This is a genomic window from Thomasclavelia saccharogumia DSM 17460 (assembly GCF_000686665.1).
Taxonomy (GTDB): Bacteria; Bacillota_I; Bacilli_A; order Erysipelotrichales; family Coprobacillaceae; genus Thomasclavelia; species Thomasclavelia saccharogumia.
The window spans coordinates 1-12,930 of the sequence record NZ_JMLH01000026.1 but is presented as its reverse complement, the minus strand read 5'-3'; the positions used below and the strand labels follow the sequence as shown (position 1 = coordinate 12,930).

At 27.9% G+C, this 12,930-nt stretch carries 14 protein-coding genes; 1 reads left to right on the top strand and 13 read right to left on the bottom strand.

Features of this window, described 5'->3' with window-relative positions:
- Positions 1–4 precede the first annotated feature (4 nt).
- From BR82_RS0107295 to BR82_RS0107245, 10 genes are all read right to left on the bottom strand, one after another.
- Complete coding sequence (locus BR82_RS0107295; RefSeq protein ID WP_027089648.1) at positions 5–1,003, bottom strand: AI-2E family transporter; 999 nt, start codon at positions 1,001–1,003, stop codon at positions 5–7.
- Between the two features lie 53 nt (positions 1,004–1,056).
- The gene (locus BR82_RS0107290; protein ID WP_027089647.1) at positions 1,057–2,451 is read right to left on the bottom strand and encodes a polysaccharide deacetylase family protein; all 1,395 of its coding nucleotides are present in this window, start codon (positions 2,449–2,451) and stop codon (positions 1,057–1,059) included.
- A gap of 57 nt (positions 2,452–2,508) precedes the next feature.
- Entirely contained in the window at positions 2,509–4,263 is a 1,755-nt protein-coding gene (locus BR82_RS0107285) for a hypothetical protein (protein ID WP_027089646.1), read from the bottom strand.
- Positions 4,264–4,455: 192 nt separating this feature from the next.
- A complete protein-coding gene (locus BR82_RS0107280) occupies positions 4,456–4,722 on the bottom strand; it encodes a hypothetical protein (protein ID WP_147590224.1) in 267 nt (88 codons plus the stop codon).
- Between the two features lie 459 nt (positions 4,723–5,181).
- On the bottom strand, positions 5,182–5,451 hold the full coding sequence (locus BR82_RS0107270) for a hypothetical protein (protein WP_027089644.1): 270 nt from the start codon (positions 5,449–5,451) through the stop codon (positions 5,182–5,184).
- 159 nt (positions 5,452–5,610) lie between these two features.
- Positions 5,611–5,868: a hypothetical protein gene (locus tag BR82_RS0107265; RefSeq protein WP_147590223.1), complete on the bottom strand. Its 258-nt coding sequence runs from the start codon at positions 5,866–5,868 to the stop codon at positions 5,611–5,613.
- 508 nt (positions 5,869–6,376) lie between these two features.
- Positions 6,377–6,931: a signal peptidase I gene (gene lepB / locus BR82_RS0107260; protein WP_240474527.1), complete on the bottom strand. Its 555-nt coding sequence runs from the start codon at positions 6,929–6,931 to the stop codon at positions 6,377–6,379.
- Positions 6,932–6,963: 32 nt separating this feature from the next.
- Complete coding sequence (locus BR82_RS0107255; protein ID WP_024722226.1) at positions 6,964–7,683, bottom strand: SigB/SigF/SigG family RNA polymerase sigma factor; 720 nt, start codon at positions 7,681–7,683, stop codon at positions 6,964–6,966.
- Positions 7,676–8,110: an anti-sigma F factor gene (gene spoIIAB / locus BR82_RS0107250; RefSeq protein WP_034864400.1), complete on the bottom strand. Its 435-nt coding sequence runs from the start codon at positions 8,108–8,110 to the stop codon at positions 7,676–7,678. The genes BR82_RS0107255 and spoIIAB overlap by 8 nt, the downstream gene beginning before the upstream one ends.
- Positions 8,110–8,433 carry an STAS domain-containing protein gene (locus tag BR82_RS0107245; RefSeq protein WP_027089640.1) on the bottom strand — a complete coding sequence of 108 codons (324 nt, stop codon included), beginning with the start codon at positions 8,431–8,433 and terminating at the stop codon, positions 8,110–8,112. Before BR82_RS0107245 ends, spoIIAB begins: the two co-directional genes overlap by 1 nt.
- A gap of 224 nt (positions 8,434–8,657) precedes the next feature.
- Between BR82_RS0107245 and BR82_RS0107240 the strand changes: the two genes are divergently transcribed.
- A complete protein-coding gene (locus BR82_RS0107240; protein WP_051592779.1) occupies positions 8,658–9,800 on the top strand; it encodes a D-alanyl-D-alanine carboxypeptidase family protein in 1,143 nt (380 codons plus the stop codon).
- A gap of 265 nt (positions 9,801–10,065) precedes the next feature.
- Here BR82_RS0107240 and BR82_RS15385 read toward each other — a convergent pair whose 3' ends face one another.
- Genes BR82_RS15385 through BR82_RS0107225 form a run of 3 tightly spaced genes read right to left on the bottom strand, consistent with a single transcriptional unit; the run spans position 10,066 to position 12,618 of the window.
- Positions 10,066–10,413, bottom strand: a complete 348-nt coding sequence (locus BR82_RS15385; RefSeq protein ID WP_261794265.1) for a helix-turn-helix domain-containing protein — start codon at positions 10,411–10,413, stop codon at positions 10,066–10,068.
- Positions 10,414–10,451: 38 nt separating this feature from the next.
- Positions 10,452–11,294: a Cof-type HAD-IIB family hydrolase gene (locus tag BR82_RS0107230; RefSeq protein ID WP_027089638.1), complete on the bottom strand. Its 843-nt coding sequence runs from the start codon at positions 11,292–11,294 to the stop codon at positions 10,452–10,454.
- Between the two features lie 22 nt (positions 11,295–11,316).
- Positions 11,317–12,618 (bottom strand): pyrimidine-nucleoside phosphorylase, encoded by a 1,302-nt coding sequence (locus BR82_RS0107225; RefSeq protein WP_027089637.1) that lies wholly within the window; start codon positions 12,616–12,618, stop codon positions 11,317–11,319.
- Between the last annotated feature and the right edge of the window lie 312 nt (positions 12,619–12,930).

Below are 12,930 nucleotides of genomic sequence, written 5' to 3'. Positions count from 1 at the left end.
ATTTTCACTCCTTCAGTTCATATTTTACTTTAATGATCTGGATAATAATCATTAATATTGTCGGAACAATTATTAATCCTGTTATTCCCAAGATCTTCATTCCTAAATACATTCCAATCAATGATACTAATGGACTAACTCCTAAATTTTTAGCAATTAATTTAGGTTCTAAAATATTTTTAGTAATAACGATTATCATATATATAACTAATAAGCCTAAAGCCATTGATATGCGATTTGTTAAAGCATTGATAATGATCCAGGGAATCATGATCATATCAATTCCTAAAACCGGCATAAAATCAAAAATAGCAATAATACATGCCAGCATTATACAGTTATCTAATTTTATAATCATAAAACCAGTCCATAATTCAACAAAAGTAACGATCATGATTATAAAATATGCTTTAAACATATTACTTAAAACATCTTTGATCATATTAATAACTAAAGAAACCATGGGATATCTTTGAATAACCAAATTATCTATTCTTTGATAATCTAATAAAATGAATAACGAAGTAATGATCATAAAAATCAAATCAAACAAAATACTAGGAATTTTCATAATAACGGTAACTAGTCCCGTAATAAATCCATTAGAAATACTTTCAACGATACTCATTGAACCATTATAAATAATATCGAGAAATCTAGCGGTATCAATGATATAGTTATTTTGACTAAGTAAATTATATAGATTAAATAAATAATCTGGCAGTAATTCTAAAACTGTATAAATTTGGATACAGCAAAAAATAATTATGGCGATAATTACAGCAATAAATAATAAATAATTAAACACAATTATGCTTTTAGCAAAAAAAACATTTTTTATTTTCAGAACTTCAATTTCCTTATTCAATAACGGCTGTAAAATCAAAACGATCAAACAGCTAAAAAAAAGCGGAATTAGCCAGTTGATCAATACATATGTAACAATAATCGCAATAATTAAGAGCATCAAATAATATCCATACTTGATTAATTTTTCTTTCATCTAATCACCAATACATTATATGTATAAAAATAAAAAGAATTCTTATTAGAATTCTAATTATTTACACTATGATGAACTACATAAGAGCTATCATCGATACCTTTAAAAACATAGCCCTTTTTTTGATAATACTGAATTACTGGTCCTAGTGCTTTTAAAGAGTTTTCCTTACCATTAGCATCATGAAATAATAAAATAATATTATTATCATTAGAAGCAGTTGCATTTTTAATTAACTGATTAACTGATAATTGCCCCGAACCATCTTCACTATCTTCATTCCAATCGTAATACTGATAACCGCGGTTAATTATTTCTTTGGTTAATTTAGTCATAATTTTATAACAATATTTTTTTGACACATTATTACTGCTTCCTCCAGGAAAGCGAATATACTTAGGAATTGAACCAATTTGACTATAAACAAGATCTTCGATTTTTTTTAAATCAGCAAAATAAGCTGACGAAGAATTATAGATCTGGTCATATTCATGAATGTAACTGTGCAGGCCAATCGTATGACCAGCATCATATGCTTTTTTAATTAAATAATAATACTCTTCATTTGTTCCAGTAACAAAAAAAGTAGCTTTAACATCATAAACATCAAGAATATCTAAAACTTTTTGGGTATTCTCTGATGGTCCATCATCAAAAGTCAAGTAAACAATTTTTTGATCATTTTGTTCAAAAGTACCAATTGTTTTATTTTCAACAACACTAACAATACATGTCTCGACAGTAGTATTTAATGATCGATCTTTAGCATGATAAGTTATCTGATAATCACCTACTTTTGAAATATCAAGATTTGAACTATCAATCGTTAAAATCGGACTATCATCTTGATTGTCTTTAACACTAACACTCGATAATAAATCAATATCACTATCTTTTAAAACCGTCAAATTACGGATCCCTAAAATTTGTGGTGGGGTTGTATCTTTAGCTAACACATGAACAATTGTTTTTTTTGAAATACGATTATTTCCGCGACAAATAATGATTTCAACTTCATAATCACCAATTTGATCAAACTGATAATCTTCTTTGAATTTAACTGTTGTTCGCTTAGAATCAAAACGGGTTTTGATCAAGTCATCAGCTGTTATTTTCATTCCTAAATCAATTGTTAGTTCTTGAACTTCTAAATCGGGTATGATCGTATCTTTTAATTCAATTATGATTGTTGTTTTAATATTATTATAAGTGTATGTGATTGGATATTTACCAGTTTTATTGAAATTAATCTTGCTTGTATCTACACTTACATCATCGATTGAACCACCAATGACTCTTTTAATATTAGCTTTAGGATCAAATTTATCAGATATTTCTATTGTTGGATGATAATTATATAAAATAATTTGATTTGTTTGATGAATGGATAAAGTTATTAATGAAATAATTAAAATTAAAACAATCAACATCAACTTGTATTTGGACACTTTTATCCCCTCATCAAACCATATTCAAAGTAAAAAAAAATAGAACTCATCAGAGTTCTATTCATCTTCTAACTGTTTCAATTCTTTTTCACCAGTAATGTATTTAAGAATTGCAATAGCTGCTTCTTGAGGCCCTTTATGCTCATTTCCTTTAATACCTAAACGAGTTCTTAATTGTCCTACTTTAATTCCTTGATCAAACATATGATTAAAATAATCCACCAAAATAGGGTCTGTTTGTTCCTGACGTTGTACTGGACCAAATGGATTTGCAAAATAACTTCCAACTAATCCATATTCAGTAGTTGTTCCTTTAGCCATACGATTACCAGCTCTAAATACAGTTAAAGCATCATCAACATTATCAAAGAAACTTAATGATTCGCCACCTTCTTCATAATTATTAGCATATAAGAAGAAGTCAACATCATGTTTAGCAACTACATCTTTATAATCTGTAATTGGTATTACGATTCGCGCATTGATTTTGTCTGGATTCATAAATACTGAACGGTCTAACTCTTTAAAACTATATCCCGCATCTAAATCATCAAGTCTGACAAAAGCACCAATTTCTGTACCAGAAGTCTGTACTTTACCATTTTGATCTAATGATAATACCCCCATATCATCATAGACAGTAACTAAATCACGAATATATGCAGCACCAAATACTTTGATTTGTTCAATTGTTTCAGATTTACCAGCACCACTATCACCCATGACAACTATATTTTTAACTTCACCACTATGCAAAGTTATTTTAACCATTGCCCCATGAATAGGTAATTGGTATTGATTGATTTTGCGAACATTATGCAAAGTCAACATCATTTTTTTCATATATCCAAAATAATCAAATTCATCACTTGCAGATAGTAAAGCTACCATCATATCATTTTCATCATCTTGATAGAAACTTTGATTCATTTTACCATCTTCGTATCCATATACATAGATAATATCTGGTTTACGATTACGATATTCTTCTTCGCTTGCAAGTTCAAATAAGTTACATAAAGCAACCCCTTGAGCCATGAAAGCAACATTGAAATATACAAATGCTAATAAGTCTCCAACTTTAGCAGGATAGCAGAACCATTGTTCAGGATCAAATTTTAAATCCTCGATGGGATTATGTTTCATTTCTGGGAAAACCCCATCACGTTTATTACGTTTTGAATAAGTAATAAATGGTGGGTGTATAATAACTGTTTCAATAAATGGAATATCATCTAAATTACGATACTCATATGGTAAAAAAGAACGCATATTTGTTACTCTTAAACCAGCATTAACACCAGCCGTAATTTGACGATACACTTGATGACGATATCCTAAAGCAGTTTCTTCAATCGTACGATACACTTGAAGAACTAATTCTTCAAACTTAGCTTGAGCATCAGCAAATTGAACATTTTGATATCCATGGCTTGTACTTTCATTATAAACAACACTATACCGTTGTAACTTTCTCCAAAAAAGATATACTTCTTCAATGACTTTAACAAATTCATCACGATTTCTAAAATAACCAGCAAACTGTGGATAAGACTGTAATACTTCTTCTACTGACATAACTAGTAATAATTTAAAAATCGTTTTTAAATCGGTAACAATATCAATACTTTCTGATTTTACCTCTTTTAAATACGTATAGGTCGTATTTTCTTTTCTTTTACATTCATGTATAAAACCTTTTAACACTCGTGCAAATGATTCACTCTCAATCAACTGACAACGAGATTGACAATATTCTTCAGAAAAGTTTAAAATTGCGTTCCCGCGTGTAATTTTAAATTTATAACCCATGTAACCACCCTTTCTTTATTCAATAAGTACTTCCCCCACTTATTGATTTTTGTCATTTTAACATAAAAGTTCTATTGTATACAATACTTATTGTAAAAAAAATTAAATTTATTGATAAATTAAAAAAAGTTGTTAAGACCACATAAATTATATGTAAATGATTACAAATCGAGTATTAGTTTTCATCTAAAATTATATCTGTAATGAATAAACTTTATAACAATTATCCATCGTTTTTAAAATTCCATCACAATATTCACATCTTGTCTGTAAAATATTTTTGATTAGCGCCCCACAAAAAGGACAAACAGGATTATGATTTATTAACCATTCTGTCAAAACACATTTGTCTCGGATGATCTTCATTCGATAATTTGCACTTACTTTTTGATCGATCTTGCCTGATAAAACAATGCTATTACCTTCTTTCTGGTAATAATCAATTAAATTTACAAACATTTGAACTGTTATTGCTTCACAATCACTCAATCATTCAAAATCAATGATTTTTGCTTCAATAATTTCCATTTCTTTAACAACATTTACAACTTCGTTTTTTTCATTGTATTTAACTGTTTTTCATGAAGTTTATAAGTCTTTTTTTTGACCAAACATCTGCAGTTTTTCTAATACCTGATTACCCCACTGTTTAAATTCCGTTTTATTAAAATCAGAATCATCTTCATAATTTTAGCAACAATGTTCTTTTCAATCATTTTTTCACCTGCTTTTTACTTATTTGAAGACTATTATAATTTCAAACTATATATTGACCGTTTTTAATGCTAATTGTTTTAGAGTCTGATCCAACTTCATATTCACCAGCTTCAATATGTTTTTTAACCTTAAAAGTATTTGTGATTTTTGATTTAATTTGTTCTGAATTATCAATATGGTACATTGTCGTCCCATTTAAAACTATTTTTTACCTATAAAATCATCATCCCTACTATTAATAATAGTATTACTAGAAACATATTCTTGACGTCCAAGAAAAACACTGCCTTTTTGGATATCATCATTTTTTACAACTACATATTCACCTGATAAAATATCTATACTGATAATATATTCTCCTTCAGTATATACCATTTGTTTATATGCATTGTTTTTTTCCATCATATCGGGAGAAATCAAATCATTATCAAGATTTTCTTTAACTGTTGTAAGTAATTTTTTCCAATGCAAATATTCTTATTGATATTTTATTACATCATAATATTTCAACTCATCTAAACAATTAGTTACTAATTTATTATTATTTGTTGCATAAGCAAGATCAACCTGTTTATTCATATTGTTTACTAATAAACTGATGTCATTAAGCAAACTATCTTTTGGATATTTTTATTTCCAAACATTTAATTCACCATCATAATACTCTTCAAATTTATCAAGATCTTTTGAAGCAGGAAAATCATTTTGTTCAAAATTCATTTTATCAACCGCTTTATATACTATATTGCTGTAAGTTAAAACCAAATCTGAACTAATACTATCATCAACACTCATTAAAATATTTTTTCTAGCATAAATAATAAATTTATTAAGCAAATCAGCCATATTTAGTAAATTACCATATATACCCATTTTCGTATATTTCATCTAAATAATCGTTTTAAGCCTTTAAATATTCGACACGCAATTTTAAATCATCAGTATCATCAAACACTTCGATCATAACAGCCTCAGTATTTTCAATATAATTTCCAATTTTTGCTTCTACTATTGCTTTAGCAATATATTGATGATTATTTTCGATGTTCGCATCAAGACGATTTCAGATATTTTTAGATATTTAAAAATATTATCTTTATCATCATCTTCTTTCAATAAATTAAATAACTCATCAATTTCTTTTTTATTATTTTCATTAACCTTCTGTTCTTTTCCTCCTGTAAAAAAAGCAATAACAACTGTTATTAATACAATAATTATAAAATAGAAAAAAATTTCAATGATTTATTCTTTTTCTTAATTGGAAATGGTGAAAGTATCGTTGTATATTTAGTTGAGCCAATCATTTGTATCACGTCCTTAGTTTTAAAATAACATATTTTTCGTTAAAAACTACCCAATAATAAAAACAGGCACCATGCCTGTTTTATCATCTTTAAAAGAAAGGAACTGTAAAGAACACTTTACCAATTACATCATCTTCAAAGTCAAAATAACCTAGTTTTCGAGAATCAAGACTATTATTACGATTATCCCCCATAACAAAAATTTTACCTTCTGGAACGTCGATAGTCATATCCTCACTATTAGTCATCACACCATTGATATAGTCTTCTTCCAATAACTTACCATTTAAATAAAGTTCATTATCTTTAATTTCAATATGATCGCCACCAATACCAATAACTCTTTTAATTATAAATGTTTCTTTTAAATTAGCATCTTTATAATCAACTACAACAATATCATTTCTTTTAGGCTCACTATGCTTATAAAAAACTTTATCAACTAATACTATATTTCCTTCATGATAAGTAGGAAGCATTGAAGTCCCATATACTCTGGAAATTTGAACAAAATATAATATACCATATGTAATTAACAGCGTAACTACAATTACTTGAAAATATTCTACCCAAGCTCTTTTTCTTCTCACTACTATTTTTCTAACTTCTGGTTTTTCACCGCTGACTTCTACTTCTTCATTCATTTTATCACCTGATGACATTATAACATGTTTTATTATTCGTTCAAGTGATTACGTAATTTTGCGATAATTTTCTTTTCTAAACGAGATACCTGTACCTGTGAAATATTTAATCTTTGAGCTACCTTTTCTTGATTAAAATCAAGCTGATAACGCATATACAAAATTAATTTTTCTTTTTCATCTAATTTGTCAATTTCCATTTTTAAAGCAATTTTTTCAAACCACATTTTATTATGCTTATCTTCAACTCTTTCTTCCATCGAAATAGATGAGCCATCTTTTTCATAGATCGGTTCATTTAAAGATGTTGGATAATATGATGAATCAATTGCCTCTACGACATCTTGAACATCAACCTTTAAATATTTTGCTATCATTTCAACTGTGGGCTCCTGTCCACTTTGATTGATCAATAATTCACGGACTTTATTAATTTTTAGATTCAGTTCTTTTAAAGAACGACTTACTTTGATCGTTCCATCATCTCTAAAGTAACGCTTGATTTCACCCATAATAATCGGTACTGCATAAGTTGAAAATTGAACCCCATAGTTAGTATCAAAGTTATTAACGGCTTTCATTAAACCAATACAGCCAATTTGAAATAAATCCTCTTTATCATAGTAGTTATTTTTAAAACGATGTACAATCGACCAGACTAAACCTAGATTTTGACTTACCACTAATTCTTTAGCATGATCATCCCCGCATCTTGCTTTTTCAATTAGTTCAATTGTATTTGTTTTAGTCAACGCTGGAATCTTTCAATTGTTTTTTAATAGTTAGTTTTGTTCCTAAATTTAAAGTTGAATGAATTTCTAGATTATCACAAAGGGCTTCAATAATCGTTAGACCCATTCCGGCATGTTCTAACTCTTTTAATGAAGTATACATAGGCATTTTTGCTTCCTCAATATTCTCTATTCCTTTACCATAATCTTGGATTACAATTTTTATTTCCCGATTTTCTTTAATCGATACCTTAATAATTACTTTACAGTCGGCGTTATTTTGATATCCATGAATTATTGCATTACTTACCCCTTCAGAGATAATCGTCTTTATTTCAGCCAATTCATCAATAGTAGGGTTTAAAGATGTGATAAATGATGCAACGCTTGTTCTTGCAAAGGGTTCGTTTTCAATTTTAGCATTAAAACTAAGTTCCATTTGATTCATTATTCTTTTACCCCCTCTACATATTCCATCAAATCAAACATTCCTGATAACTCAAATACTTTATACGATGTTTTTGATAAGTTTGCAAGAACTAGTTTTCGTTTCTCGTTATTTAACTGATTATAGCGTCCTAATACTAAACCAATTCCTGAACTATCGATAAAACTTGTATGTAAAAAATCAAAATATACTGTGCCGCCGCTTTTATCTAAAATACTATCTAATAGGCTGCGATACTTAGCTGCATTACTACAACTTAGTTCGCCATAAAAATAGATAGTAATTTTATCATCTAAGATCTTATATTCTATTTTATTTTCCATTATTTCATCTCCTCGAAGCTATCATACAACTTTTAAAAATATGAATAAATGCTTTCGACAAAACTAGAATAATGGTAACAAAAATAGAAGTAATTTAACTAAATGAACTTAAATATGATTTTATTTATATTATTCTTTTATCTTTATATACATGTACTAATATTTTCTAATTGTTTGATGTATTTTTATCAATCTTGGACATATTATTTATTGAGGCGATCAAATTGATTAAAAAAACACTTATAACCTTACTAATTATTTGTCTATTACCAATAACCAATGTAAAAGCATTAGATAATGATATTACCCCTAATGCTAGAGCAGCCATTTTAATCGAAGCTAATTCAAGACAAGTTTTATATGATAAAAATTCTAATGAAAAATTATATCCAGCATCAACAACAAAAATAATGACTATGATCTTAATGTTTGAAGCGATTAGAGACAATAAAATATCTTTTGATGATCAAATAACTACATCAAAATATGCTGCTAGTATGGGGGGCTCTCAAGTGTATCTTGAACAAGGCGAAACCATGTCTTTGAAAGATATGTTTAAATCAATTGCTATTGCTAGTGCTAACGATGCTAGTGTTGCTGTAGCTGAATATATTGCTGGAAGTGTCGATAAATTTGTTTCGATGATGAATGATAAAGCTCAACAATTAAATTTAAAAAATACACATTTTAAAAATGCTACTGGTTTACATGATAATGATCATTATACATGTGCCCATGATCTAGCCTTAATGGCTGCATATTTGATTGAAATTGGTGGTGATGATCTATTAAGTGTCACTTCACTTTATGATAGCTATATCCGTGAAAATACCAAACAAAGTTTTTGGCTGGTTAATACAAACAAACTTTTAAAATTGTATGATGGTGTTGATGGATTAAAAACTGGTTATACTAAAGAAGCTGGATATTGTCTAGTGACTACTTCAAAACGTGATAATCAAAGAATTATTGGGGTTTTAATGAAGGAAAGTGCTCCTAAAACAAGAAATGAAGAAATGTGTAATTTACTTGATTATGGTTTTAATAATTTTAAACAGGAAATTATTTTTAAAAAAGATAATATTATTGAAAAATATGTAATTGATAAAATGGATAATTTAACTATTGATGTAAAATGTAAACAAGATATTGCTTTTACTAAAGTTAAAAATAGCGATAGTAAATATTCAACTAAAATAACTTATAAAAATAATATTCTACCGGTTAAAAAAGGTGATATCATTGGCACTTTGACTGTCACCGTCGATGGTAAAGAGACTGCAAATTATGATTTATATAGTGATAATGATGCTAGTAAACCTACGTATTTTTCTAGACTGGTCAAAACTTTTAAATTTTTATTTTAAATAAAATGTCTGAAATGAAAAATATTTCAGACATTTTATAATCATTTTACATAATAACAAATAATTAATTTCTATTTACATCCTATTATTGCTTTTTACATATTATTTTGTAATCATTAACTACTATTTCTTTGCTTTAAAACTATTAGCATTAATTATAATATTTATAATTTCCTTTATTTTTTAAATAAAAAAAGAAATAATCGGTAAATTATTTCTAGATCAAAATATTATTTATCTAAAATAAACTCATATAAATATCTCATTAAATCATCTTAATAAAATCGTCACTAATTTTCTTATCTAACTTAAGGAATATCTTTTCAGCCTGCTCAGTTACTCCTTGTGTTAATTCCTGAATAAGCATCAATAAAATCATTTCAAATGTGTCTTTATCCAAAACTATTTGATTGATTTTATTGTATAAAAGCAACACTTTATCATTACTACAAATAATTAGAGGTACATATGGGAAAACCCCTAAATATTTACAATACTTAAGATAATTTTCATAACTGATCTGTCCACCATTTTCAAAACGATAAACAGAACTTATACTCAAGTTTAAGATTTCTGCAATTTTCTTCTGTGAAATCTTTTTTGATTTTCTAATCTGTTTTAAGATTAACCCTACTGGTAAAATAATATCACCTATTTAATTAACTTAAGTCGTTTCATACATTCATATATGCCATCATGATCAGGCTCCTCAAATGTATCATCAGCAATCGCTTTTAACTTTTCAGGTGCCAAATATGAAACTACGCCATAACCAGCCGTTTCAATCATCTGATAATCATTCATACTATCACCAAAGGCAATCGTATCTTTCATGTCAGCTTTAAAATAATCTACTACTCGTTTTATTGCATCTCCTTTAGTACAATTCTTCAAAATAATCTCACCATTAATAAAATCGTCTGACTCTTTAGAAAATATAACTATATTAAAAAACTCTTTTAAATACTTTACACAATCATAAAATGCTAATTTATCTTCAGAAATAAAACATACTTTAGCTACTTTAGTCTTTAAAATATCAAATTTACTGATTGGTAATCTAACTTCCTCATTTTTCCGTTCTTCCATAAAACGTGCTAATTCAAGATTTTCTTTTACAACATTTTTATTCTTTTTATCAAAAAAATCTTGAACTCCCGGAGTCTGATATAAAGCTTCTTTTGTTTCTAAACTAAATAATATTCTAGCATTAGTAAATAAAAGCATTACTTCAGATAATACATATTGATTAATAAAATTCTCAAATATATATTTATCTTTTATACTAATAAAGCCCCCTGCCGATGAAATAATTCCATCAAAACCAATATCTTTGACATCCTTCATGATTGATATCGGTGCTCTTCCAGTACATAAAAAAGCTTTATGACCTTTTTTACGGGCCTGACGAATTCCTTCAATCGTTTTTTGACTAACACGCTTACTTGGACCTATCAACGTACCATCAATATCAAAAAATAAATATTTATACATTTTCAACCTCCATTCTTTTATATTATACAAGAATTTCATCAATTAGTATTGGCTTTTTTACAAAAAAATCAACTATTTTATAAGCCTCATAAAACTCTTCAATTAATTCTTGAGTAATTTCATCATTTCCATGAAGAAAAGCTAAAACATCGCCCTTATCACATTTATCACCTACTTTTTTATTCAAAACAATTCCTACACTATGATCTATAATATCATCTTTTACCAATCTTCCTCCCCCAAGTTTCATTGAAATTATTCCTAATGCTTTAGCATTTATCTCTTTAACATACCCGCCTTTTTTAGCTTTGATAGGAATAATAAACTTAGCTTTTTTAAATAAATCAGTATCATCTATATAATTAACATCACCATTTTGATAATCAACCATTGTCCTTAATTTCTTTAGTGCTGTTTTATTTTCTATCGTCTGTTTTAATAATTTTACGGCTTCAGCTTCATTTTGACATCTTTTGGCTTGAACTAAAATATTACTACCAGCTTGTAAACATAATTCTAATAGATCTTGCGGTCCTTCGCCCTTTAATGTATCGATCGCTTCGATTACTTCCAAAGCATTACCGATTGCATTACCTAATGGCTGATTCATATCAGAAATAATTGCACGAGTATCTTTACCTAATCGCTGTCCTATTTCTATCATCGTATGCGCTAATATCACAGCTTCTTCTTTGGTTTTCATAAAAGCACCTTGACCATATTTTACATCTAATAATATTACATCACTGCCAGAAGCAATTTTTTTAGCCATGATCGAAGAAGCTATCAATGGAATGCTATCAACAGTAGCTGTAACATCGCGCAAGGCATATATTTTTTGATCAGCAGGAACAATTTTAGTACTTTGACCAATAATAGCAATCCCAATTTCATTAACCTGCTTAATAAAATCAGCTTTACATACTTGAATGTTAAATCCAGGAATTGACTCTAATTTGTCTAATGTTCCGCCAGTATGTCCCAAACCTCTTCCTGACATTTTTGCTATTTTGACATCACATGCTGCAATCATCGGTCCTAAAACTAATGATGTTTTATCCCCAACACCTCCAGTTGAATGCTTATCTACTTTAATTCCATCAATATCCTTTAAATTAATTATCTCACCACTATGAATCATTTCATCTGTCAAAATTACCGTTTCTGACATCGTTAAACCATTGAAACATACACTCATTAAAAAAGCACTCATCTGATAATCAGGTATTTTTCCTTTACAATAACCATCAATTATAAAATGATACTGTTTTCTTGTTAAAGAATGATTATTTTTCTTTAAATCAATTAAATCTACCATCCGCATAAATATCTCCTCCAGTTTTTATATAAATTAAAGCAAAATATTAACTAAAATTTCTTCTTCGATAATTAATTCTTTTTTTATTTCCTAAAAATACAAAAGGAAGTATTAACTTCATTGCCGATAATTAAAACTTCCTTAATTTCGTTTGTACATTAGCTAATAAAAACTTTTTCTTTATCACTTGATCATATCTATTTTTTGCTTAAAAACTTTAAAATCTTCTTCTTTAAAAATCAATTCAATTATTTCTTCTAATTGCTTTTCACTTAAGCTCTCTACCCATTCCTGACAGTCTTGATGATACTGCTTTTT